Origin of the sequence: Candidatus Arsenophonus triatominarum, assembly GCF_001640365.1 — a bacterium.
GTDB classification, from domain to species: domain Bacteria; phylum Pseudomonadota; class Gammaproteobacteria; order Enterobacterales; family Enterobacteriaceae; genus Arsenophonus; species Arsenophonus triatominarum.
On record NZ_LWMI01000001.1, the window covers coordinates 16546 to 41238 of the forward strand.

A 24693-nucleotide genomic window follows, 5' to 3' on the forward strand; every position below is an offset into this window, starting at 1 on the left:
AAGCGAGTCAAAAAAAATATATCGCACATACCTGTGTACATAAAAAATATAAAACAGGGTATTGTTAAATATAACTACATGATATTAAACAATTATGTTTGCATGAATGTTATTCTTAATCAAAATAAGCAAGCAATTTCAGCCCTTTACCCCATCAATTTTTTATAGGCTTCTGCCGCCTGTTCGGGGGTCATCTCACGGGTAATATGCTCGATAGGGTTACCCCCTTTTCCTGTGTGTTCATTACTGACCTGTTCGCGAAAAGCCTGAACAGCGATATGCTTACCTAATAGCTCAAGATTCTTAATTTTATCTGGCCATTTTATTTTTTTAAGCAACGCCTCTGCGCCCTCAAGGCGTATCGCCGCAATATCTAAACCACTTAATGTTGTCCGCCAGACTTTAGGCCATTCTTTTATTGGTTTTAAATCGCCTGACTCGTTCAGAATGTCTAATACATCCATCTGGTCGATATCAACCAGTCGCTTAAGAACGTAGTCAGCATTAACCTCAATGCGATTTTTGCGCTCCTCCATGAGGTCTTGTATGCGTTTTTGGATGTCTAGTTTTGTAACGTTCTCACTCCCTATTCTACGGGCTGTTTTTTCGCTATAGCCTGCTCTTATTGCCGCCTGTGTTGCGTTTAAATCAATCAGATACTCTCGACAAAAGGCTTCCTGTTTATCTGTGAGAGTCATAATAGCTACCTTACTTAATGTTTATTTTTAGCCGCACTCTTCGCCCATCGTTTAGCCTGATTGAGACAATCCGCTATCATCTTTCCTCGTCTGCTAGCTGGCTGTTTGCGGTAATACCGGATAGCTTCACTTGTGGCTAAGCTAGCGACAGAAGAAGAAAAGCCGAGCTTGATTAACTCGGCCTTAACATTGGCTTCGATGAATTGCTCAGGAGTCATCCTTCTAACCTCATGCTCCCACCAATTAAATCAAGGGGGATTTGAGATAACTCCGTTACTGTTTTTTCAGCTTTTTTAAGAATGGGTAAATCATCTTGACGCTTACGTAATCGACGACCAGCATCCGAAGAGTCTTTATCAGACTCTTTTCTGGCTGTAGCAACAATATTTTGTAATTGCTCAATAGTAAAAGCTAATCCTTTATTTTCTTCCAACTCCGTCATGTAGTCATAGATTTTAGCCTGCAACTCATAGCTGTAGCTCATTGCCATTAGACAGGCTTCACGTTTTGGAAATCGGTAAATTTTTCGAATAGACTGGGCACCGTTTCCAGTGGTGAAAATATCATCAGCTAAAAATTTAGCAGATGTTTCTCCAAGAACTTTGGGTACTTTTGCCATAAAATTATTGTGCTGTAATTTACGATATTTTTTGCAAGGAAACGTTAATGCTTCTGCTTCCGCTTTTGATTTCCGGTCAGCATTAATGTAATCCACCATTTCCAGACTGGTCATTGTTGGCATTTCTGTTACTAAAAAATTGTCATTTTTAGTTGTTACTAATTTCATCGTACTTTTCCTTATAGAAAATCGAACCTGCGCGCACAGAACAGCCGCCCACAGAAAAGCACCATTTTAAACGGCGTTCTTCAGGCTCGACTTTCTATAAGGTTCTGTGTTTTATTGATGCGCGTGCGTGGCGCTGAGATTGTTAAGATTTGAACGTGCCAATGACCGATTCAGTGACACTGTGTTTTGATGTACTGCTGTAGATATTCCGTCTGCTTTTCGTTCTCAGCTATCATCGCTCTGAGACGGAAATAATCTTCTCGAGCTGCCTTATAGCTAGGCGACTTAATTTTGATTACAGCATATGTATTAAAAACAGGTCATCGATAGTGCATCCTGTTTCCATCTTTTTACGTTTAGCTTGAGACCATTTATGTTCTATAGGATTTAAATCTGGTGAATACACAGGCAAATATTCTATCTGGTGTCCTGCGTTTATAATTGCCTGTTCAATATTCTTACCTTTGTGAAAGCTAGCGTTGTCCATAAAAATAACAGAATTTTCAGGAAGTTCTGGGAGCAATATTTTTGTGATCCAAACATAAAAAACATCACGATTAATATTGCAATCAAATAATCCGATAGCAAAAAGGGTTGTTCCCAATAAAGCGCCAATAACATTTGTTCTTCCCTTAGCACCCCAGTTTTTCAGGCCAAAACAACGGTGACCTTTTGGGGAATAGCCGTGAGTTCGTGGAGTGTCATGTGAAAAACCACTTTCATCAATAAAAACAACAGATTTATCTTTTTTTTCATACTGTTGTCTTTTTTGCTGATGTGCCAGCCTGTCGCTTTCGTTGGTTTTTGGATGGAATAGAGTTTTTTTTATAGGTTAATCCCAGCTTTTTAAGGGATTGCCAAATAGTCTTTTTACAAACACCGAATCGCTCTGCCCGTTCCTTTTGGTAAGCATCTGGATACTGTTCCACATCTTTTGCTAAAGCATTTTTATCGAGCTTCCTCTTACGTGGCGTTGAATTTTTTGGCTCTGGTCGTTTAAGCCAACGTACTAAAGACGCTTTTCCAATACGGAATTGTTTCGCAGTTTCTCGAATTGTTAAACCTTCGGCTTTCCTTACAGATATTACTTTACGTCGAAAATCAATTGTATAACTCATAACACACCTTGTAATCAAAATTAAGTCGCCTAGCTATACCGCCTTGATAGCCTCTTTCAACTACCTCATCAAATAGGACTGTTGCAGGGATCCAATCAGATTTAGCCTATTCAATTCGCTGAAGCAAATAAGGTTTAAAGGGTGCCAGTTTACTCGATTGTTGACTTCTTTTAGCATAAGTTGGCATCTCCTGCTGTTGTAAATGATGTTTTACGGTGTTACGGGAAATGCTCAGTTCACGGGCCATTTTTCGAATGTTTTGTCCCTGTGCAAAGCGAACATGAATATCCACAAATATCTCCTTGGTTAACATAAATTACCCGTACACGAGTTTCGCACCAATAAAAAACGCTCTATTTTTAAGTTTAATTCAGCATAATATATAAATAGACAAAATCTTATAAATTAAAAGCAACTTATTGTAATTTAAACAAATTTATACGTTTTAGTAACTTGCAAATTAACCATTGCTTTTAAGCCATTTCTGGAATTTTATGTGCCTGTGCGAAACTCGTGCCGTACAAAAATGTACGAATAATACCAAGTGGATCAGTTTTGCATGATCGGTGACAGCATACTCAACTACAGCGCTTTCAATCTGTTCATCTATTCTATTTTTTAGGTTAGGCACCCGTCGATTTTGATTAATTAAAGCGTCTATCTCACCATCGTTAACAAGTTCCTGGTAGCGATAAAACGTATCTCGGGATACCCCCATGATCTTAAAGGCTTTTGAGACGTTATTAAGCTCTTCAGCGAGGTTAAGTAACCCGACTTTATGTTTGATGATAGGATTATTTGTTTGATACATAGAACACGAGCTTCGCACAGACATATAAAGTTCTAAAAATAGCTAAAATAATGTTTTATCCGCAAGATACTAAATAATATAAAACATATATTTATTTCAATAAGTTATATTTGAATTAGCAATTTTTGCGAATTATATATTATGTTGAATTGAACTTAAAAATAACTTGTTTATTTGTCGGTGCGAAATTCGTGATAGAATTACCTTTTATTTAATTATCTAATGATGTTAATTAAAACCGGTAACGCTCTTTTTTAAATCAGAATTGTCAGATTAAGTTAAGACTAATACACATTAACCGCCGCTATGCTTGATCGTTTACTTCATCATTCGCATGTACTGCAATTGAGCGGTGAAAGCTATCGATTGAAAGATAAGCGGCGCTCAGGAGCAATAATCGAGTAAAATAGTGGATCAATTTTGATTGATCGTATTTAGCTAAAAAGCGGATCAGTGATCGTTGACAATATGAGTGATGCCAATTGATTTCACTCTTTCAGCAACCAATTTAGCTTGTCTAATGCCAACTTCAGTGAGTGGGCTGTCAGATTGTCCCTGAATACAGTGAGCCACGTTCCATTCAGTTTCTCCGTGGCGAACAAGATAGACCTGTAACATAATAATTTTCCGTTATACTTCACAAAATAATATTTTAAAGGATACTAATTAATGTATAAAGTAATCGCAGCAACCGCAAATCCGGCCAAAATGAACGCTATTCATTTAGCATTTGAAGCTGTTTTTGGTGCTGGCAATTATCAAATAGAAAGTATCAATGTTAGTAGTAATGTAGCCCAACAACCAATTGGTAATACGGAAACCCGCACAGGTGCGCGCCAGCGTGTTATGGCTTCACGTCAAGTTAGGCCTGAAGCCGATTTTTGGGTAGGTATTGAAGCTGGGGTTGAAGATGAAATGACTTTTGCCTGGATAACCATTGAACATAAACAAATTCGCGGTGAATCGCGTTCTGCCAGTATTATGTTACCGGAGCAAATTTTGTTTAGTATTCAACAAGGCCGCGAGTTAGGCGATGTGATGGCGAATATCACTGGTATGGCTAATATTAAACACAACGAAGGGGCAATTGGTTTTTTTACCAATGGTTTACTCAGCCGTACCAGTGTCTACCAGCAAGCGCTTATTTTAGCATTCGCGCCTATCCAACATGAAATTTATAAAGAACTTAATGTGCTACATGACGGCTAACTCATGTCAGCTTAACCAAATCGTATAAAGAGTGGCTAAAGGTGTACATTTTACAATTTAATAAAATATGTTTATGGCTTGAGTAACTGCTGTTCCAACCAAACTTTCACCTCTTTAGTCGCACTCTTTAGACTATTAGAACCCCGCGTGATGGTTGCAATTCCGACACCTAACTCACTTTTAAGTTCCCGCTGACTCATTTCACCGTCCATTAATGCTTGAATAATCCGAACTCTAGTCCCCAATGCCACACGTTCATCTGGGGTTAAAAATAATTGTAAAATGGGTTGCTGTAACTCTTGTTGGAAAGCACTACGCAATAATTCGACAAAGCGTTGCCAATCACTATTTTCTTCAGGTTGAAGGATTGGATCAATAAGATAGTTTTCCATATATATATACCACCATACTATTTAACTAGTACAATAGCATAGCATAAACAGCTCGATGATGGACATAAAGAGCACTAATAGTTCATCAACCATTCGCTTTTTGTTAATATTTTAACTGATTTACCGAGAAAATATTGATAAAAAAAATTGTAGACAAGTACATTTTTAACATAATGTCGCGTTTCAGAAAATGGGATACTTTCAATAAAAGAGATAACATCTAATTTTCCGTTACTGATCGCTAACCAACGCGCCACTCTGGCAGGTCCAGCATTATAAGCAGCACAAGCTAATACCCGATTAAATCCAAATTGCTGAAAAACTGTCTCTAAATATGCGGTACCAAGCTCAATATTTTTTTCTGGATCAATTAACATACTACTATCGGTATAATCTGCAATGCCATTCGATTTTGCCACTTGTTGTGCTGTCTGTGGCATTAATTGCATCAAACCAATCGCACCCGCAGCAGAACGCACCTGTGGATTCCAACCACTTTCTTGCCTGGCAATCGCCATGGCAAAACTTTTATCAATTTTTTTATCTTTTGTGTGCCGTTCAAATTCGCGTTCCCAGGCAATAGGAAAACGCTCTGTTAAATAATCCCATAGTTTGGCAATAATTGTCGCCTGTACACTCAAATCAGCCCACCGATGTTCAAATGCATAGCGTGCTAGTTGCTGTTGGCGGATTTTTTTCTGTCTGATAAGCAGATTAATCCATTCAGTTCGGGCTAAATTTTCCTTTTTCCAAAACAACAATTCACCAATTCGTTGTACTTCAGGCAATAAATCGATATCATTTTCAGGTTTAGCCGCAACCGCTATATTAATAGGATACGGAATGTTCAATTTTTGTGCCGCAACCATAGGATAAAATCCGCGCCGCTTCACCAAGTTGAATAATATCTTTTTACCTTGTTTAGGCTTACCTTGAGCGATTAGGGTAATAGCCTGCCAATATTGCCACTCTTCCTTATTTCGGTTTTCTTTAGGTAACCGCTTTAACCATTGCGCAAGCGAAACCATATCATTACTTGCCAGCGCTAAACGCACCCTTCGTTCACGTAAAGAAATTGAAGATGAGTGTTGAATAACAGTATCACGCCACTTAGCTTGTTGTAGCGTCACATCACCGAATAATTGCCAGGCGATATCATCCTTCAATTGCTGCTGTTGTAAATGGCTCATTTTCTGTGCTTGGATAATAATCGGTATCGCAGCCTTGGCCTTCTCTACCGACTGACTGGCAAAGCGGTTAAAGAACAACAATATCACTTGTCGATTAAACTCCGATGGCTTGACCAGGCTGGCAAATTTCACCACTAAAGAGGGATATTGCTGTAATTTGGCCAAGCGCTGGCCGATAATTTGATTTTTAGTTGGTAACCAATTGACTAAGCTGGTAATCAGAGCAGCATCATTGCTTTTAATAGCTAAAAAAATACGTTGCAAAATCAATTCAGTGGTTAATTGTCCAGCTTGTTGCCAAAGGGTAAAAAGCTGTTCGCACGCTTGGGGTAGTGGATAGCCGTGTAACAAAATCTGTTTCGCCTCCTGCCAAGCCGCTTGCTTATTACCTATTTGCCATTTTGCATAGTAATAATTACAACGAGCAATAATCGGCTTCGGCGGTGAAGGACTAAAAGCTAGCAGGCTATGCCATTCTCTACGCTGGGCAAGCTGATTGACAAAAAGGGTAGATAACTTTTGATTGAGGGGAAAATGGGGATATTGTTTGATAAAAGTCTCAACTTGCGCTCTAGAAATGGTATTAAGATCTTGCGTCAATCGCCGATATGCCAGATAAGGATAAAGCGGATATTCGGTTAATGTTGGCATCAAACTTGCGACTCGATGATTATCGTTAGCATCCCAGGCTTGCTTAATTGCCTGATAACGCTCACGTTGAGCGGTTAATAAATCACCCAGGGCATGGAAAGGTAACCAGAGTATTATCAGCAATATTATCTCTGACCACCATTTTCTCGACGTCATTATTTACTCCTGTTGTAAGATAACCATATCTATATAAAATATTATCACGAGTTTCGCACAGACATATAAAGTTCTAAAAATAGCTAAAATAATGTTTTATCCGCAAGATACTAAATAATATAAAATATATATTTATTTCAATAAGTTATATTGAATTAGCAATTTTTGCGAATTATATATTATGTTGAATTGAGCTTAAAAATAACTTGTTTATTTGTCGGTGCGAAACTCGTGATTATTATCCAAAACAAATATAATTACTGAACTAATTTAAGAAAATAGATCATAAAAATATAATTCCATAGGATTGCAAAATGATTGCCAGTACGCTTGACGAACAATATCCTACATAAAAATTAAACTATTAATGATGTAAATAGGATCGTGTATAATAACCACTCAGCAACCTACCCGCTTAATTAAATGGCTCAATACAATGTGAATAAGGTAATCATTTATTTTAATAAAACTTTATGCTAAAGATCAGCAATAAATCTTGATTAGATCTTATTAATATTATTAATCGCAATTTAGGCAGAGTTTAATCAAGTGCCTGAATATTTTCTTCAAATGAGATAAGCAACACGTTGATATCTAAAATTATTCAATTAGCTAAAAGGTAGAATAAATTGGCACAGTTCGTCTATTCCATGCATCGAGTGGGAAAAATTGTCCCACCGAAAAGACATATCTTAAAAAATATCTCTCTTAGTTTCTTTCCGAGTGCCAAAATTGGTGTTCTTGGCCTTAATGGAGCGGGTAAATCAACATTACTTCGTATTATGGCTGGTATCGATACTGAAATTGAAGGTGAGGCACGTCCCAATCCAGGGATCAAAATTGGCTATCTCTCCCAGGAACCAAAACTTAATCCTAATCATACCGTACGTGAAGCAGTCGAAGAGGCTGTTAGTGAAATAAAAAATGCCCTTACTCGCCTTGATGAAGTCTATGCTGCCTATGCTGAACCTGATGCTGACTTTGATAAACTGGCAAAAGAGCAAGGCCAGTTAGAAGCTATTTTGCAATCACATGACGGACACAATTTGGATAACCAGTTGGAGCGTGCAGCCGATGCATTACGCTTACCAGCCTGGGAGGCAAAAATAGAACAACTTTCAGGTGGAGAGCGGCGTCGGATAGCTATTTGTCGTTTACTGCTGGAAAAACCCGATATGCTATTGCTTGATGAACCAACTAACCATTTGGATGCAGAATCCGTTGCCTGGTTAGAACGGTTTTTACATGATTACGAAGGTACTGTTGTTGCTATCACTCACGATCGCTACTTCTTAGATAACGTGGCAGGTTGGATCCTGGAACTTGATCGCGGAGAGGGTATTCCATGGGAAGGTAATTATTCCTCTTGGTTAGAACAAAAAGAGACTCGCTTAGCACAAGAGGCTTCCAGCGAAGCGGCTCGCCGCAAATCGATCGAAAAAGAACTTGAGTGGATCCGACAAAATCCTAAAGGCCGGCAAGCAAAAGGAAAAGCCCGTTTAGCCCGTTTTGAAGAGTTAAACAGTGTTGACTATCAAAAACGTAACGAAACCAGCGAGCTCTTCATTCCGCCAGGACCTCGTCTTGGAGACAAAGTTTTAACGGTTGAAAATCTCAGTAAATTCTATGGTGATCGGGTTTTAATTGATAACCTTAGTTTCTCGATCCCTAAAGGGGCTATTGTGGGTATTATCGGCCCTAATGGCGCGGGAAAGTCAACCCTTTTTCGCATGATTTCAGGTCAAGAACAGCCTGACTCTGGCACAATAACCTTAGGTGAAACCGTCAAAGTTGCCTCAGTTGAACAATTTCGTGACACCATGGACAATAATAAAACAGTGTGGGAAGAGGTATCTGGCGGACAAGACATTATGCGTATCGGTAATTTCGAAATCCCAAGTAGAGCTTACGTCGGACGCTTTAATTTCAAAGGGGTTGATCAGGGTAAGCGAGTTGGAGAACTCTCTGGTGGTGAACGTGGACGTTTACACTTGGCAAAACTACTCCAGGTTGGTGGTAATATGCTACTATTGGATGAGCCAACTAACGATTTGGATGTCGAAACATTACGCGCGTTAGAAAACGCATTACTGGAATTTCCTGGCAGTGCATTAGTTATTTCCCACGATCGCTGGTTTCTTGACCGTATTGCCACTCATATTATCGATTATCAGGATGAAGGAAAAGTCACCTTCTTTGAAGGTAATTTTAGTGAATATGAAGATTATAAAAAACGGACATTGGGCGCTGATGCGTTAGAACCTCATCGCATCAAATATAAAAAGATGAGCAAATAAATAAGCCAAATAAAATAAGGCTTGCTAAAGCGAGCCTTATAATTTAAAAACTCGGAGATTTTTCATCCATCATAAGTAGTTGCTGAACCAACTCAATACAGCGTAAAAAACGCTCATCATAATTAGGCGAATCAACCACCACAAATTCCACTTGATTTTCAATCAGTAGTTCAATCAATAAATTTTGAAATGTTATACGTTCTTCATCACTACCCAAACTGCGTAATCCATCAGCGACCCATGGGGTATTATTTTCTAATAAAATAACCAGATCAAAACGATATTCATCAATTAATGCTTGCACAAAAGGATGTGGTTTCCCCTCATATCGTTTACAAAAAGCTTGGGTGGTAATGAAATCAGTATCGATAAAGGCAACTTTATTGGCAAATTTAACGGTAAAATCAATGTATTTTGCATGACCCAATGCTATCTTGTCATAGTCAGAATATTGTAACGCCATCTCATCACCACCTAAATGAGAGAAAACATAATCACGACCATATTCCCATGCACTGGTGGTGTTAAAAATATTCGCAAGCTTATTAACTAAAGTCGATTTACCACTTGATTCTCCACCTAATATGGCTACCTTACGCACAAAAAATGGTTTTACTTCCGTTGGAATATATTCCCAATACCGAAATGGCGCTTGCCTAATTTGATTGCCACTAATATTCATAAATGTGCGCTCAGGATCAATAAGCACCACATCTGCACCAAGATATTTTTTATAATTCGCAATATCATCCATTTCGCCAGAATAAATAAATTGTGGTTGAATATTTTTTGCCCTTAAAAATTTTTTCATTCCTTCGCTCCATACTTGCCAGCCATGTGGGTATGGTTCTATGCCTTGCTCATCAAAGGAATGAATATAAATATTTTTTTGATATTTGAAAGTTTGTAATAACCATCGTAGCCGATCGCTTACTGTCGGGCGCTGTGACATCGAACTGTCGATAAAAAGCGCTCGATCACGAGTTTCATCATGACAAAGAATGACATATAATTCATCAACTTGACTACAAGCACGCTGTATCAGGTAAATATGTCCTGTATGCAATGGATAAAACTTACCAAATACCACACCAATACGTTTAGGCTTTAATGGATATTCAATATTTAAAAAACGATGCAATGCGGCAATTTTTCGCGCGCTAGGATTATTAATTTTTTCATTAATTAATTGGTTTAAATAACCTTTTATCATGCCGCAAGCAGTCGCAATCTGTTGTAAAGTACAACCTGTTTGCTTAATAGCCTGTTTCAAATAATCAAACTGTTTCATCGCTTCTCCGGTTAATCAAAGTTTTCCATAACCGTTAATGCCTCTGACAGTTTTTTCACACCAAATAACTGCATATTGGGTAATGGTTTTTTGGGCACATTAGCATAAGGGACAATCGCTCGTTTAAAACCATGTTTTGCCGCCTCAATAATCCGCTCTTGGCCACTAGGTACTGGACGGATTTCACCCGCCAATCCAACCTCACCAAAAACCACAACATCACGCGGTAATGGACGATTACGGAAACTGGATACTAAAGAAAAGAGTAAAGCAAGATCAGCACTGGTTTCCGTCACTTTAACCCCACCAACAACATTAACAAAAACATCTTGATCCGACATCTGTAATCCACCATGCCGATGCAAAATAGCCAGCAAAATCGCTAATCGATTCTGCTCTAAACCGACAGCAACGCGTCGCGGATTAGCTAGCATTGAATAGTCCACTAGTGCCTGAATTTCCACCAGCAATGGTCGCGTTCCTTCCCAAACAACCATCACCGAGCTGCCCGAAGTGATCTCTTCTGCTCTACTGAGAAAAATAGCCGATGGGTTACTCACTTCCTTTAACCCCTTTTCCGTCATAGCAAATACACCCAGTTCATTAACAGCACCAAATCGATTTTTATGACTTCTTAAGGTACGAAATCGTGAATCTGCTTCACCATCGAGCATTATCGAACAGTCAATGCAGTGTTCAAGTACTTTCGGGCCTGCCAAAGAACCATCTTTTGTGACATGCCCTACCATGATAATGGCGATCCCTCGTGTTTTAGCAAATCGGGTAAGATAAGTCGCAGTTTCTCGGACTTGTGCCACACTACCAGGTGATGACTGTATATCCGCGATATGCATGACCTGAATAGAATCAATCACCATCAATTTTGGCTGTTCCTGCTCTGCAATCAAACAAATTTGCTCAATACTGGTTTCAGATAACATATTGAGATTATCGGACGGTAACCCTAATCGATGAGCTCGCATCGCCACTTGCTGTAAAGACTCCTCACCGGTGACGTATAAAGTTTTCATTTGCGATGAAAGCCGACACATAGTTTGCAGAAGCAATGTGCTTTTACCAGCGCCTGGGTTACCACCAATTAAAATCGCGCTACCAGGTACCACACCACCACCGAGAACACGATCAAATTCTTTAAAATCAGTAGAAAAACGTGGCAATGCTTCTAAACTAATGGCAGACAATTTCTGTACTTGGTTACCTGTAGCGCTACCGGCATAACCATTAAGGCGTTCTGCTCGCAAGGTAGAACTGGCAGCTAACCTTACCTCGGTGATCGTATTCCATGTATGACAAGCGATACATTGGCCTTGCCAGCGTGGATAATCTGCACCACATTCATTACAGACAAATGCTCTTTTTATTGCTTTTGCCACCGTTATTGCCTCTTTTATTTATTGTTTTGATCGTTAACGCTCTTCATGCTTTAAGCCACCACTTAAAACACAATGTACGCCCATCAAATCTGCATGTTGAATCGCTACTTTTGCCCTGGCCTGTACTTTAGATTTAGCATGATAAGCAATACCCAATCCCGCCTTACGGATCATTTTTACATCATTTGAGCCATCACCAATAGCAACGGTTTGCTCGATTGGAATAGAGAATTGTCTAGCTAATTTTATTAAGGTTTGTGCTTTGACTTTAGCATCCACAATGTTGCCATTTACCTTACCGGTCAATTTGTTATCTTTAATTTCAAGTTTGTTAGCCACCGCAGCGGTTAATTTTAATTTTTCCTTCAAATAATTAGTAAAAAAATTAAATCCGCCTGAAACAATAACAACATGCCAATCAAATGCCTGCAACTTACGGACAAGACTGGTTAAGCCTGGTGTCAGTGGCATATGCTCTAATACATTTTGCAAAATTAGCATGTCGGTTCCAGCAAGTAACTTAACCCGGGCTTTTAAACTTTCACTAAAATCAATTTCCCCTTGCATAGCGCGTTCTGTAATTTCAGCAACCTGCTGGCCAACTCCCGCCAAACGAGCAATTTCATCAATACATTCGATCTGAATTGCCGTTGAATCCATATCCATCACCAACAAGCCTGGCGCACGTAAACGGGGAATATTACCCAGCGGTACAACATCTAAACTACACTCTTCAGCTATTTTCTTTATTTTTGCGCTTAAGCTCCCCGCGATACGAACGACTTGATAATCATCAATACGCCAAGAAGAAACAATCACAATCGCATTACCAGAGCGTTGTTGAAAGTGACTGATACGTTGCTTATTCAGTCCTCGTCCATAAAGCAACCAACCACTATCCCCAGCCCGATAATCCAAAGGCATGACCTCTTCACCACTTAGTGAAAGCGGTAATCCAGGCCATTTTTGGATCTCATTAGGCAAATAACAATAGGTTAAACTCGTCGACATTAATTCATACTCCTGTCATCCAATTCACGACAATTAGCCAACAAAAAAACGACTTTTCAAACTATCCTATCATCTTAACCTCTGGCCAATATGATAATGAACTAAGTTTAAAAGAGCCGATTATGATTAAAACGAAATTAAAGTTTCGATTACATAAAACTGTTATCATTTTAATTTGCCTCTTCTTACCTAATTATTCTAATCCAAAAGGTTAGTTATTTTAGTCAGTTACATCAGAAAATCAGAGTCGAGCAGTTTAAAGAATTGGCTCATACACATCCTGAACAAGTCGCTTTTAGCTTATCCAATTATATACAAAGTGATGGTAATAATTTTAATAATAAACAGATCCTAGCCATTCTTAATCAATTAACAATTACACGAGTTTCGCACAAAACTAATTTGGATACGCTAATAAAACACGGATGTGCTCAGTAATAGCATTTTTGATTACGTCCCAATTTTGTTGATAAAGGGTTATTTTTTTCAGATATACGACGTTTATGTTGTTCAAACCACGCAGAAATAGCGAGAAAAATATGATTTCTTTGCGCTCGGCTCGTGCGAGCCTGACAGCGTTCAACACCACAATTTTGTTTAACTTCTCGATGATAAACTTCAACAGACCAACGGGCATCCATGATAGATTTGACGTATTCAAGGGTGGGATTATCTTTATTTGTTACTATGTAATCAATACGGCCGTTTTTGGCTGTAAATTTGAAAACAGTCACCCAACCGTAGCCTCGTAAGTGTATTGGAGTTCCTTCTTCTGAGATGTCTAACTTGTTCAGTTGTTTGTTATGGTTAACAATCCTGTTTTTCTCAGCGTGGTTACCCAGACCCAACCATGAGAGCGAATTGATTTCAGATTATCCAGGTAGAATACCAGGCATCCATCACTACCGCTTCTGGTATGATCCCTCTTTTTTTAGCAAGAGCGAGCATTTCGGAAAAGTGCGTGTTTTTTGTTTTTCCATCAGAATCTTTATCATAAATACGATAATCAATAGGAATTGATTCAACAGTTGTTAGATTATGCCAAAGTAAATTAACTAAACCTATGCCAGCAATAACATCATGTTCATTACCTGAATATTGATAATGGACCATCTCTATTTTTTTACTACGTGTTTTGGCAATCAATGTATCATCGGCAATTAGTACGCAAGGGCTTTTTTTTGTCTATAGAAGGTTGAACTAATCGCCATAAGTCTTTAGGTCGAAAACATCTAATTTTTAGCCATCGGCTAATAGTGTCATGAGATAAAGGCGATGGGCTTACTTATGATAACGCCAAACCAGAGTATCTTAACACTGCTTACTTGTAAGAACGTTTTATAGATATTTTTAATGCATGGATAACCGGACAAAATATGAACACCCTAATTTTTTCTTGTTCACGAGTTTCGCACCAATAAAAAAACGCTCTATTTTTAAGTTTAATTCAGCATAATATATAAATAGACAAAATCTTATAAATTAAAAGCAACTTATTGTAATTTAAAGAAATTTATACGTTTTAGTAACTTGCAAATTAACCATTGCTTTTAAGCCATTTCTGGAATTTTATATGCCTGTGCGAAACTCGTGTTGTTTTTAAATTACTTCTTTTTTGGAGATTGCGAAACTCGTGAATCAGCAAAAGAAATAAAAATTGCTAAAAAGAAAGCAGATTAAAATCTGCTTTCTTGCTTGATTTAAATTTAATGATTTATTTTTAATCCAGTAATAATACTGATTTCTAACGCAATTTCAACCATCTCATTAAATGTCGTTTGCCGTTCTGCTGAAGTTGTCTTTTCACCTCGACGAATATGATCAGAAACCGTACAAATAGTTAGTGCTTTGACACCATATTCCGCCGCAATGCTATACATACCAGCAGCTTCCATTCTCACCCCCAAATGTCATATTTTTCCATTGTATCAAACACTTGTATTTGAGGCGTATAAAAAGATCAGTAGAAAAAATATTACCTACCAGAACGTTGAGATTCTTTGCTTTAGCCGCAGTTACAGCATTATGAACCAGCTGATAATCTGCAATAGCCGCAAAATCATTGTCATCAAATTTTAGTCGATTAACTTTAGAATCGGTGCATGCTCCCAGGCTGATAATAATATCGCGTAACTTTACTTGATGGCTAATAGCACCACAGGATCCTACTCGTATTATTGTTTTAACACCAAAGTCAATAATTAGCTCTTTCATGTAAATTGAACAGGAAGAGATCCCCATACCATGCCCCATCACAGAAATGCTACAACCTTGATAATTACCAGTAAAACCTAAGATACCACGAACATGATTTACCTGACGGCTGTCGGTCAAATAATTTTCTGCAATATGTTTTGCGCGTAGAGGATCGCCTGGCATCAGCATAACTAATATGTGGGGTGGCCATAAATAAATTTCCTTATATTACTTATCGATAAAATCGGGAATATGAACAAATATTTCTCATCATACTTAAAATAGCGTTTTGCCATATGCCATTGGCGGTAAACCAAAATATTGCGCAACGGTTTGACCAATATCAGCAAAGGTCTGTCGATGACCTAGTGCTCCAGGTTTTACTTTCGGACCATAAATTAAAATAGGAATATTTTCCCGCGTATGATCAGTTCCTGGCCAGGTCGGGTCACAACCATGATCTGCGGTAATAATCAAAACATCCTCATTTTCAATTAATGCCAGCATTTCGGGTAAACGACTATCAAATAACTCTAATCCGGCCGCATAACCCGCAACATCACGACGATGTCCATATGAAGAATCAAAATCAACAAAATTAGTAAACACAATGGTATTGTCGGCCGCTTTTTTGATTTCCTCAAGGCTTGCCGCAAATAGCACTTCAATACCGGTTGCTTTCGCTTGCTTAGTAATGCCGACATTGGCATAAATATCTGCAATTTTGCCAATTGAAACCACTTGGCCGGCTTTTTCTTCAACCAGTTTTTGCAGGATGGTTGGTGCAGGTGGTTCAACTGAATAATCTCGACGATTACCGGTACGCTGAAAACAGCCAGCTTTATTGCCGATAAAAGGACGAGAATAACACGTCCGATATTATAAGCACCTTCATCTAGCGTCCTTCTCGCTATTTCACAAAGCTGATAAAGATTTTTAACCCCAAAAGTCTCTTCATGACATGCTATCTGAAAGACTGAATCGGCTGAAGTATAGAAAATAGGTTTACCTGTTTTCATATGCTCTTCACCTAATTGATCCAAGATCACCGTGCCTGACGAGTGACAATTTCCCAGATATAGCTAGGCGACTTAATTTTGATTACAGCATATGTATTAAAAACAGGTCATCGATAGTGCATCCTGTTTCCATCTTTTTACGTTTAGCTTGAGACCATTTATGTTCTATAGGATTTAAATCTGGTGAATACACAGGCAAATATTCTATCTGGTGTCCTGCGTTTATAATTGCCTGTTCAATATTCTTACCTTTGTGAAAGCTAGCGTTGTCCATAAAAATAACAGAATTTTCAGGAAGTTCTGGGAGCAATATTTTTGTGATCCAAACATAAAAAACATCACGATTAATATTGCAATCAAATAATCCGATAGCAAAAAGGGTTGTTCCCAATAAAGCGCCAATAACATTTGTTCTTCCCTTAGCACCCCAGTTTTTCAGGCCAAAACAACGGTGACCTTTTGGGGAATAGCCGTGAGTTCGTGGAGTGTCATGTGAAAAACCACTTTCATCAATAAAAACAACAGATTTATCTTTTTTTTCATACTGTTGTCTTTTTTGCTGATGTGCCAGCCTGTCGCTTTCGTTGGTTTTTGGATGGAATAGAGTTTTTTTTATAGGTTAATCCCAGCTTTTTAAGGGATTGCCAAATAGTCTTTTTACAAACACCGAATCGCTCTGCCCGTTCCTTTTGGTAAGCATCTGGATACTGTTCCACATCTTTTGCTAAAGCATTTTTATCGAGCTTCCTCTTACGTGGCGTTGAATTTTTTGGCTCTGGTCGTTTAAGCCAACGTACTAAAGACGCTTTTCCAATACGGAATTGTTTCGCAGTTTCTCGAATTGTTAAACCTTCGGCTTTCCTTACAGATATTACTTTACGTCGAAAATCAATTGTATAACTCATAACACACCTTGTAATCAAAATTAAGTCGCCTAGCTATACCATCAATTTGGCAAATAACAATCCTCCGGTGCTGCCATAAAAGATGCTGCGATCAGATATTCCATTGGCACCCCCCATTTGCGCATAGCCGGCTAATACAGAGCCAGCAACCGAAGCTAATCCACCACACATAACAGCAAATAACTCAGAGTTTGTCATGGTGGCAATATAGGGTCTGACAATCAAAGGCGCCTCTGTATGACCGACAAAAATATTAGCGGTCGCTGATAATGACTCAGTGCGTGAGGTGCCTAATATCCATTGCAAAAGTCCACCTAAGATTTTGATAAAAAACTGCATAATACCAAGATAATAAAGCACAGCTATCAATGATGAGAAGAAAACAATGACCGGTAAGTCACGTAAGGCAAAAAATAAAACCACTACCGCCAAACAGTTTATTAGAGACTAAACCACCAAAGACAAAATCCATGCCAACTTGTCCATAACCAATCACACTAGAGACTACATCAGATTCAGTTTCCAAAGTGCGGCGACCGGCAGGGATATAAAGAACAAATGCGCCAATTGCCATTTGAATAACAAAAGCACCAAATACGGTACGGAATTTAATTGTCCGACGGTTACTGGAAAAAATGATAGCGATGAAAATCAATACTACCATCCCTAGCAGGCTCATAATGAGTTGCATGAATAATATCCCTGTGTATTATATATCAAACGAAAATTTCTATAGTTTAAAAAATAAACTGCCAGTTTAATGCGCAGACATTATAACGATTTCGCATTAATAACTGACAGTTGGTATCATAAATAATCATAACGAAAAATCACGAAAAAATAAATTTTGCGACACATATCACTTACGAAAAGCGATATTGCCGGCAAAAATTATCTAAAAAAATACCGTAATTATAATTAAATAACTTATTGGTATGATTATTTAGCCATATTAGTCTGCTCTTTTTTAATATTGAATAGTTGCAAACTATTGTTATAAAGCTGCGTTGCAATTTCCTCTGCTAACTCTTGCCGAAGGTTACATAGTGCCTCAAATACCAAACCTATCCTTTCTGGACGATTAACCTGCCCCTGAAATCCAATTAATGGCATATCAGGGGCATCAGTTTCAAGTACTAATGACGACAGCGGCAATTGCGCAGCTACTGCTCTGGTTTTCTTAGCGCGTTCATAGGTGATAACGCCACCAATACCGATAAAATAACCTAAACGGATAAAAGCATTCGCTTGCGACAAACTGCCAGCAAATCCATGGATGACTCCCTTTTTCGGCACTTCAAATCGTCTTAATAAAGCAGCTAATTGATCATGACTTTTACGCGAATGAAGAATAACCGGTAAATCATATTGTTTAGCTAGCTGTAATTGCTGGATCAGCAATGCTTGTTGTTGCTTAATCGCAGCATTAGTAACAAAATAATCTAAACCTATTTCACCAATAGCAACACATTTATTGCTGTTTTTCTGCAATAATGCCACTAATTTAGCAAAATGATCAGGTAAAAAATCTGCGATATACAAAGGATGAAAACCTAATGCGGCATATAAATGCGGATATTGTTGTGCCAGTAAATATACTCGCTCAAAATTCTCAATACCAATCGCTGGGACAATGATATCAGTCACGCCAGCTTTCACCGCGCGCGAAAAGCTATCATCAATATCATGGATAAAAGGAGAAAAATCAAAATGACAATGGGTGTCAACGAACATCAATGGCTAATCCTTCATCACCTGATTTTGGTTCTTCACCTTGTTGATTCGAAATTATTTCAGCAGACAAAGATGCCGAATTAGCAACCTGATTTATTTTCAATAGAATACGGGTAAGATGCTAAATTATCAGTAGAAAAATAGTGTTTTAAACTAGTTAAAAAATAGCTGCCACATTGACGCCCAATATGATAATCAGCCTCTAAGGTTGAAGCACGGCTACCTAATGCACAACTCATTAAAGGTTTCGGTGGATAAATTTCAAATATTTGGATACCTGGTAGTGGCGCAGCAATAAATTTTTGTGTCTGTTGATAGCTTTTAATATGTACTTTTATCATCTTAGCCATCCGCCGTATATTGCGGTGTTCCAACCAGCGAGTCATCCTCTTTAACCATTCAGATGTATAATAAATTCCCGAAGGAACCGTTCTAATTACCACAATTGTTTTTGCCCCACGACGATAAGCTTCTTCAACAGGAATTGAAGCAGTTATACCACCATCATGATAAAGCTGCCCATTAAATACCGCTCCCTGGCGATAAAAGCAGGGGATAGCACTTGACGCCCGAATAATATCTAACCAACTATCTTGTGTTGGTTGAAAATAAACAGGGCTAAAATCCTCGTAGCGACATGCACTGATTAAAAATTGACGCCCGCTATCTAAGTAAGACAATCCAGTAGAGAAATCAAGGGGTAATTCACGGGAGGTAATATCAATTAGCCAATCTAAATCAATCATATGGCCACCACGAATAAAACGTAGTGGATTAAAAAATTGAGATTTAGTGGTATAATCAGTGATCACCTTGCGGGCATAACCACGCTGTTGGCAAAGATAGGCCGATAAATTTTGTGCGCCTGCCGATGTCCCTATCATGATGTTAAATGGGTTGAAACCAACACGGAGAAATTCATCCAATACACCGGCAGTAAAAATACCACGCTGCCCACCCCCCTCACAGACTAATGCTATTTTACCGAGATCAGATGCATTATCATCGAAGGCTAAAGGCTCAATATTACCCAATGTGACTGATATATGTCTTCCCATATTGCTTTCCCCCTTAAAACTGGTAGTAGACCCTCTAATATACAATCTGCTATTCAAAATCTACTATTGCGTTTAATAGTGAGATTTTTAGCGGCTTAAAAATTTAGGAGAAACTAATAAATACAGCAATTGAAAAATAGTCATACCCCCCACTAATAACAAGTGAGGGTAATGTAATAAAAAATCAATATGCCATAAATTAACCTGAGTTCGGGATAAGAAATAAAGTGAAAGTCTTGCTATTCAAATAGTTGAATGCGCATATTTCGTTAAAATACTCTAACAATCTGGTTAAAGCGTAGAGCATTGTTAAACAATTATGAAAAATTTTACTGAACTTTATTGCCTGATGGATGATTTTTGTAAAGACTTCGAGCCAAAAATGCATGAAATTTTGCTGAATAAGGTAGTGTTCAAAAATCTGTGTCATATCTTAAACTCAAAAAAAAGAGGTATGACAATATGAGAAATCAATCATTTAATTTTGATGAAGCGTTGAAGCAATTACAATCAGGTAAAAATTTACTCGGTACGGATGGAATACTCACACCACTCATAAAACAGCTGACCGAAGCTGCCCTGCAGGCAGAAATAGAACACTACCTATCGACAACGTCAATCGATACGCGTATGGCTATACTCGAAAAACGGTTAAATCGACATCAGGTCAATTTGAACTTAAAACGCCCAGAGACCGGTCAGGTGCTTTTGAGCCTCAGCTCATTAAGAAAAATCAGACAAAATTATCAGAGGATATTGATAACAAAATCCTATCGTTATTTGCATTAGGCATGAGTTATCGTGATATTCAAAAACATGTTGCAGAATTATATGGACTGGAAATATTAGATGGAGCTATTACGCATATTACTGATAAATTACTCCCTGAATTAAAAGCCTGGCAACAACGCCCTCTGGAGGCGCTCTATCCTTTTGTCTAGCTCGATGCCATTCATTACAAGATAAAACATGTGTAGTGGTCAACTAAAATTGGCCACTACATGGACACAGCTTGCCATCAGGGAAAAGATAAGGCCAAAACGTGCTAATTTGTGAAATTGCCTCATTTAACGGTAATCCTTTTTTAGACGGTGTGGGTGATTTAGGTGTTTTAACCTTCACTTCCTGTTTGGGTTTAACAACCGTCTGCTTGGGCTGCTGTTTTACGGCTTTCGAAGGATGAGGCTTTTTTTTCTGTTTTTTTGACGCAGCCTTCACCCAGACCTTTTTACGGTAAGCAAGGTCACTTTTGTGATGTTCTTCCGATGAAGGCTTTCTAGGACGATTAAGGCTTAAATTTTGGCGTTCTGTCATGGTTTAATCTTTAAACAGGTTGCTCATTTCAGTATCATTTAAGCCCGTAAATTTCATCACCGATTGTCTATCCATGCCACTTTCGAGCATTTGGCGCGCTATCTTCATGGAAGCCTGTTTTTCGCCCTCAACTTTCCCTTGTTGTATACCTTGTTGTATGCCTTCTTCTCGTATACCTTGTGCAATATTCATCAATGCCCCCTCATGTTTCTCTGTCTGTCTGGCTATCTCTTTGATTAACTTTGCTGGTTGCTCAGCATTGCCTTCTCGGATTAGATAGTTAAACATAGTAATAACTTGATTATCAGTATAATAATTATACGACAACAGTTTAACAATACTATTCAGTAGCTCGGCCATATCCCGTCTTCGAATGTGTTTTTGGATAAGCTCCAATAACGCCATTCGCTTATGCTGCATAATCTCACCGTCATCAAGCGTTGTTACGTCGACGAGCTTAAACGGTTTTGTGTATATTTTTTCCGCAATATCACGCCCACTAAAACAATCGAGCCAGTCAGTACTGTAAGGATGAGGAGTTTGTTCGCCACAATAAAACAGAATAGGAAAAACGATAGGAAGTTCTTTGTGTCCGGCTTCTAAATGCTTCTGCATGGCTGCCATGCTATAGCGCATTAATCGCCAAGCCATGAGTTTATCCGGTGTTGACTGGTGCTCAATCAGCAGATAGAGATAACCTTGTCCTTGCTGGGTATTGACAGAATACAGGATATCACTCTGATAGCTTTTCATCTCACTATCGACGAATGAGCCAGATTCCACTTTGAGGCTATCCAAATCACACAATGCTTTAATCTCATCCGGTAGCCAAATATCAAAGAAGTCTTTAGCCGTCTCTTTTTCACTCAGAAACTGGCGAAAGACAGCATTATGGGGCGTTGGGGTGAATTTTTTACTCATCCGACATCTTTCACGGTTGTTAACATCCAGTTGCATTATTGAAAACAAATAAGGTACATTAAGTACGCTACTTATTTCATCACAATTCAGCTTTAGCAAGGAAGCCCCTACTTGGTCAGGGGCGTTTATTCTTAATGACTCGCACTAAATCGGTATTTCTTCCGTTCTTCGAGCACTGCGCCCGTCTCTTTGGCTTTTTTCTCAACTTCAAATAAACCATGGACCATTTCATCGTTGGGATACTCAGTCCCACTTAATGGCACCATATTAGCAGCGTTGAAGGAAGTTGTTAAGAATTAGTTGTTGGTTGCGTGTTAGTGGTTTTGTATAAGTCCGGCTAAACGAATAATTGACTATTTTGAATGTGATTAATTTAAGCATAAAATTTCCCCATAGATAAACGAAATTGTAGGATGGTTTTGGTTGGAAAAATTAAATGGGCGACAAATAAATTTTCTTACCAAGGGATAAAAAGTAACTTAAATTTATTGACTATTTCTTTCAGAAGATAAATCAAATTGTCTACCTATTTAATTGTTTTTATTGCTACTTATATTTGGTTTATGTTCTGAAAATAAACGTAATGTATTGATTTATAAATAAAAATACACTGATTTAAAATCCCTCGGCCTTAAGGCTGTGCGGGTTCAAGTCCCGCCCTGGGCACCATGAGATTTTCCATTTTTTATCAATAAGTTAAGTCGTAAAAAGTTGCCCACTTGGCGCTGGCTTTTTAGCCCTAAAGTCGTTTTTCGTAATATTTTTGCCATTTTGCTGCCCATCTACTACAGGGACAACTTTAATTCTTCTATCGTATCTTGCGGTTTGCCCGACATTTTTATGGCCTGATATTGATTGTTTTTCGTATAAGTTCCCTTCCAAATCTGAAATACCTTTAGCTTTTAAATCATGAAAGGTGAAATCTAAATCTAGCTCTGGGTATTTTTCCTTTGCCTCTTTTTTCGCTTTCATCCATCGAGTATTAAAACCATCTCGCGTATATCGAGCACCTGAAGATTGATGCAGTACATATATACTGCTCATTCCTTCGTTCAATGGTAATTTCTTAGACAGTGCTATAATATTCTCTAGTCTTGGTGACCATGCTTTAATTTGTGAAATCCCAGTTTTACTTTGCTGAATTAATATTCCTTCCTCCAGTAATTGACTTTTCTTTAATGAAAGAATATCGGCTTGACGAGCACAGCAAAGATACGCTAACTCCATTGCGATCTGAACTATTGTCGGGGCTATTTTGTAAACTGCATTATATTCAGCATGGGTTACATATCGTGTACGAGCCGATTCTTTAAATTGACGGACACCTTTGCATGGATTACCTTTCACTAATCCCCGTTCATAACCGAATCGAAAAACCCGTGATATAAAAGCTTTTTTTCGATTAGCTTGTGTCCGGCTCTTTAAACCCCTCTTGTCCATATATCGTCTAATATGCTCGGGTTTAATATCATCAGAGTTTACTTTTCCAAAGACAGCAATAACTTTTTGAGAGTATTTTCGATAATCTTTTTGGGTTTCAGCGGCTAATTCCATAAAATCACCTGATGTAAAAAATCGCTTAATAAGCCCCTCAAAAAGAGATTCGTTACTGCGATTACTATTATAGGCTTCATACGCTGACCAAACTTGGGCTGGAGTTGCATTAAAACTACAGAGTCTTACCGTTCCGCCTGATCTGGGTCTGAATTCAAAAACGGATTTACCTCTACTAACACGCGGTGGTAACCAATTGTCAGCACTGTTTTTACGTTTTCGTCCCATTAATCTAAGGCTCCAAAATTAGGTTCGATATTTTTAGATATAGTTATTGCACTTCTTTGCTTCATAGGGGTATTAAAATGCGCCCATGTTGTACGTGGGCGACCATCGCGGCGAATTATAAAAAAGATCCCCGCTTCGCGTAAAATTTCGCATTGTTTAGATGGAATTTTATATCCGGTTAGCGATATGAGATCGGTATCGCTTATTACATCATTTTTGTTTTTCATGATATTAAAACCTTTATAAACTGATTTTCTTCAATAAGCCTGTTGCTCAATAGCAAAATTAATTATGACTTACAAAAAAACCAGCCGATGATGATAAAATAATCAATTTTTGCATTAAAAATAACCCATATAAGATTAAAAAATAAACTATTTTTGTATTTTTTAGATGTATCTAACTTGTTTTTATTTTAAGCAACTTTATTTCACTATTGAGCAATATGCTTAATGTTGGTATGAATAATTTGATTAGGTAAACTCAGGTGGGATAATGGTTATTCGCTCTAGGCTACTTTCTCAGGGTATCGATAAATATTCCTATATAAATCAAGAGTGCAGGCACTATCATGATGCCGATAACCAGTAGCTCTTGCCCACCTAAATGAATGTTTCCTAATTCGCCACGTTTAAACCTGATTTGCGGGTCAATGACGGCATCGGCATGTGCAATGTGACCAACTACCAATTCGAAGGCGAACGCTGCACTGATAAATACTAATGCCGTGATTAATAGTTTGATGATGTTAAGTTTCAT

The 24693-nt window shown here is 38.2% G+C and carries 25 protein-coding genes and 8 pseudogenes; 6 read left to right on the forward strand and 27 right to left on the reverse strand.

What is annotated here, in order from left to right:
- Positions 1-146: 146 nt before the first annotated feature.
- From AYJ55_RS00120 to AYJ55_RS00150, 8 genes and pseudogenes are all read right to left on the reverse strand, one after another.
- Positions 147-698, reverse strand: coding sequence for a terminase small subunit (locus AYJ55_RS00120; protein ID WP_063653407.1), 552 nt, complete (start codon positions 696-698; stop codon positions 147-149).
- Positions 699-712: 14 nt separating this feature from the next.
- On the reverse strand, positions 713-916 hold the full coding sequence (locus AYJ55_RS00125; protein WP_063653409.1) for a hypothetical protein: 204 nt from the start codon (positions 914-916) through the stop codon (positions 713-715).
- Positions 913-1485 (reverse strand): hypothetical protein, encoded by a 573-nt coding sequence (locus AYJ55_RS00130; RefSeq protein ID WP_063653411.1) that lies wholly within the window; start codon positions 1483-1485, stop codon positions 913-915. Before AYJ55_RS00130 ends, AYJ55_RS00125 begins: the two co-directional genes overlap by 4 nt.
- Before the next feature lie 170 nt (positions 1486-1655).
- The gene (locus AYJ55_RS24305) at positions 1656-1781 is read right to left on the reverse strand and encodes a lysis system i-spanin subunit Rz (RefSeq protein ID WP_162505194.1); all 126 of its coding nucleotides are present in this window, start codon (positions 1779-1781) and stop codon (positions 1656-1658) included.
- The gene (locus tag AYJ55_RS00135; RefSeq protein ID WP_162505291.1) at positions 1781-2314 is read right to left on the reverse strand and encodes an IS630 family transposase; all 534 of its coding nucleotides are present in this window, start codon (positions 2312-2314) and stop codon (positions 1781-1783) included. Before AYJ55_RS00135 ends, AYJ55_RS24305 begins: the two co-directional genes overlap by 1 nt.
- The gene (locus AYJ55_RS00140) at positions 2238-2603 is read right to left on the reverse strand and encodes an IS630 transposase-related protein (protein ID WP_063653415.1); all 366 of its coding nucleotides are present in this window, start codon (positions 2601-2603) and stop codon (positions 2238-2240) included. The genes AYJ55_RS00135 and AYJ55_RS00140 overlap by 77 nt, the downstream gene beginning before the upstream one ends.
- 106 nt (positions 2604-2709) lie before the next feature.
- Positions 2710-2916 (reverse strand): hypothetical protein, encoded by a 207-nt coding sequence (locus tag AYJ55_RS00145; RefSeq protein WP_063653417.1) that lies wholly within the window; start codon positions 2914-2916, stop codon positions 2710-2712.
- Between the two features lie 255 nt (positions 2917-3171).
- Positions 3172-3414, reverse strand: a pseudogene (locus AYJ55_RS00150) (helix-turn-helix domain-containing protein); the annotation flags it as partial.
- Positions 3415-3705: 291 nt separating this feature from the next.
- On the opposite strand from AYJ55_RS00150, the pseudogene AYJ55_RS27580 reads away from it, so the two are divergent.
- Positions 3706-3819: pseudogene (locus AYJ55_RS27580) on the forward strand (ATP-binding protein); the annotation flags it as partial.
- Between the two features lie 57 nt (positions 3820-3876).
- Here the strand turns inward: AYJ55_RS27580 and AYJ55_RS24310 are convergent.
- Positions 3877-4032: pseudogene (locus tag AYJ55_RS24310) on the reverse strand (histidine phosphatase family protein); the annotation flags it as partial.
- Positions 4033-4083: 51 nt separating this feature from the next.
- Between AYJ55_RS24310 and yjjX the strand changes: the two are divergent.
- On the forward strand, positions 4084-4623 hold the full coding sequence (gene yjjX / locus AYJ55_RS00155) for an inosine/xanthosine triphosphatase (protein WP_063653419.1): 540 nt from the start codon (positions 4084-4086) through the stop codon (positions 4621-4623).
- 71 nt (positions 4624-4694) lie between these two features.
- Here yjjX and trpR read toward each other — a convergent pair whose 3' ends face one another.
- Together trpR and sltY are read right to left on the reverse strand one after the other, a co-directional pair.
- On the reverse strand, positions 4695-5015 hold the full coding sequence (gene trpR, locus AYJ55_RS00160) for a trp operon repressor (protein WP_063653420.1): 321 nt from the start codon (positions 5013-5015) through the stop codon (positions 4695-4697).
- Positions 5016-5089: 74 nt separating this feature from the next.
- Positions 5090-7012, reverse strand: coding sequence for a murein transglycosylase (sltY, locus tag AYJ55_RS00165; RefSeq protein WP_063653421.1), 1923 nt, complete (start codon positions 7010-7012; stop codon positions 5090-5092).
- A 629-nt stretch (positions 7013-7641) separates the two neighbouring features.
- Here sltY and ettA point away from each other — a divergent pair.
- On the forward strand, positions 7642-9309 hold the full coding sequence (gene ettA, locus AYJ55_RS00170) for an energy-dependent translational throttle protein EttA (RefSeq protein ID WP_063653422.1): 1668 nt from the start codon (positions 7642-7644) through the stop codon (positions 9307-9309).
- Between the two features lie 43 nt (positions 9310-9352).
- On the opposite strand, the gene nadR is transcribed toward ettA, so the two are convergent.
- The 3 genes from nadR to serB are packed head-to-tail and all read right to left on the reverse strand — an operon-like array spanning position 9353 to position 13005.
- Positions 9353-10600 carry a multifunctional transcriptional regulator/nicotinamide-nucleotide adenylyltransferase/ribosylnicotinamide kinase NadR gene (nadR, locus tag AYJ55_RS00175; protein WP_063653423.1) on the reverse strand — a complete coding sequence of 416 codons (1248 nt, stop codon included), beginning with the start codon at positions 10598-10600 and terminating at the stop codon, positions 9353-9355.
- An 11-nt stretch (positions 10601-10611) separates the two neighbouring features.
- Complete coding sequence (radA, locus tag AYJ55_RS00180; protein ID WP_063653428.1) at positions 10612-11994, reverse strand: DNA repair protein RadA; 1383 nt, start codon at positions 11992-11994, stop codon at positions 10612-10614.
- A 33-nt stretch (positions 11995-12027) separates the two neighbouring features.
- Positions 12028-13005 (reverse strand): phosphoserine phosphatase, encoded by a 978-nt coding sequence (gene serB / locus AYJ55_RS00185; protein WP_063653430.1) that lies wholly within the window; start codon positions 13003-13005, stop codon positions 12028-12030.
- 240 nt (positions 13006-13245) lie between these two features.
- On the opposite strand from serB, the gene AYJ55_RS32305 reads away from it, so the two are divergent.
- Positions 13246-13443, forward strand: coding sequence for a hypothetical protein (locus AYJ55_RS32305; RefSeq protein ID WP_245677219.1), 198 nt, complete (start codon positions 13246-13248; stop codon positions 13441-13443).
- On the opposite strand, the pseudogene AYJ55_RS35275 reads toward AYJ55_RS32305, so the two are convergent.
- The 8 genes and pseudogenes from AYJ55_RS35275 to AYJ55_RS00230 form a co-directional block, all read right to left on the reverse strand.
- A pseudogene (locus AYJ55_RS35275) lies at positions 13403-14378 on the reverse strand (IS701 family transposase). The gene AYJ55_RS32305 and the pseudogene AYJ55_RS35275 sit on opposite strands and share 41 nt — an antisense overlap.
- A 333-nt stretch (positions 14379-14711) precedes the next feature.
- A pseudogene (deoD, locus tag AYJ55_RS00200) lies at positions 14712-15390 on the reverse strand (purine-nucleoside phosphorylase).
- A gap of 87 nt (positions 15391-15477) precedes the next feature.
- A pseudogene (deoB, locus tag AYJ55_RS00205) lies at positions 15478-16280 on the reverse strand (phosphopentomutase); the annotation flags it as partial.
- A gap of 22 nt (positions 16281-16302) precedes the next feature.
- A complete protein-coding gene (locus AYJ55_RS00210) occupies positions 16303-16836 on the reverse strand; it encodes an IS630 family transposase (protein WP_162505291.1) in 534 nt (177 codons plus the stop codon).
- Positions 16760-17125 carry an IS630 transposase-related protein gene (locus AYJ55_RS00215; protein WP_063653415.1) on the reverse strand — a complete coding sequence of 122 codons (366 nt, stop codon included), beginning with the start codon at positions 17123-17125 and terminating at the stop codon, positions 16760-16762. Before AYJ55_RS00215 ends, AYJ55_RS00210 begins: the two co-directional genes overlap by 77 nt.
- A 36-nt stretch (positions 17126-17161) precedes the next feature.
- Positions 17162-17804 (reverse strand): annotated as a pseudogene (locus AYJ55_RS00220) (Na+ dependent nucleoside transporter N-terminal domain-containing protein); the annotation flags it as partial.
- A gap of 260 nt (positions 17805-18064) precedes the next feature.
- Positions 18065-18859 carry a TatD family hydrolase gene (locus tag AYJ55_RS00225; protein WP_063653488.1) on the reverse strand — a complete coding sequence of 265 codons (795 nt, stop codon included), beginning with the start codon at positions 18857-18859 and terminating at the stop codon, positions 18065-18067.
- Between the two features lie 80 nt (positions 18860-18939).
- Positions 18940-19917, reverse strand: coding sequence for a patatin-like phospholipase family protein (locus AYJ55_RS00230; protein WP_162505191.1), 978 nt, complete (start codon positions 19915-19917; stop codon positions 18940-18942).
- 319 nt (positions 19918-20236) lie between these two features.
- Here AYJ55_RS00230 and AYJ55_RS30310 point away from each other — a divergent pair, with 319 nt between their 5' ends.
- Both AYJ55_RS30310 and AYJ55_RS24325 read left to right on the forward strand, forming a co-directional pair.
- Positions 20237-20383, forward strand: coding sequence for a hypothetical protein (locus AYJ55_RS30310; RefSeq protein ID WP_187153127.1), 147 nt, complete (start codon positions 20237-20239; stop codon positions 20381-20383).
- Positions 20380-20855, forward strand: a pseudogene (locus AYJ55_RS24325) (transposase); the annotation flags it as partial. The gene AYJ55_RS30310 and the pseudogene AYJ55_RS24325, both read left to right, overlap by 4 nt.
- Before the next feature lie 46 nt (positions 20856-20901).
- Here the strand turns inward: AYJ55_RS24325 and AYJ55_RS00240 are convergent.
- The 5 genes from AYJ55_RS00240 to AYJ55_RS00260 form a co-directional block, all read right to left on the reverse strand.
- Positions 20902-21231, reverse strand: a complete 330-nt coding sequence (locus AYJ55_RS00240; protein ID WP_063653435.1) for a hypothetical protein — start codon at positions 21229-21231, stop codon at positions 20902-20904.
- Between the two features lie 3 nt (positions 21232-21234).
- Positions 21235-22152 (reverse strand): Rpn family recombination-promoting nuclease/putative transposase, encoded by a 918-nt coding sequence (locus tag AYJ55_RS00245; protein WP_063653436.1) that lies wholly within the window; start codon positions 22150-22152, stop codon positions 21235-21237.
- Between the two features lie 696 nt (positions 22153-22848).
- Positions 22849-23934 carry a tyrosine-type recombinase/integrase gene (locus tag AYJ55_RS00250; protein WP_162505192.1) on the reverse strand — a complete coding sequence of 362 codons (1086 nt, stop codon included), beginning with the start codon at positions 23932-23934 and terminating at the stop codon, positions 22849-22851.
- Positions 23934-24161: a DUF4224 domain-containing protein gene (locus AYJ55_RS00255; protein ID WP_063653437.1), complete on the reverse strand. Its 228-nt coding sequence runs from the start codon at positions 24159-24161 to the stop codon at positions 23934-23936. Before AYJ55_RS00255 ends, AYJ55_RS00250 begins: the two co-directional genes overlap by 1 nt.
- Positions 24162-24447: 286 nt before the next feature.
- On the reverse strand, positions 24448-24693 hold the full coding sequence (locus AYJ55_RS00260) for a hypothetical protein (RefSeq protein ID WP_063653441.1): 246 nt from the start codon (positions 24691-24693) through the stop codon (positions 24448-24450).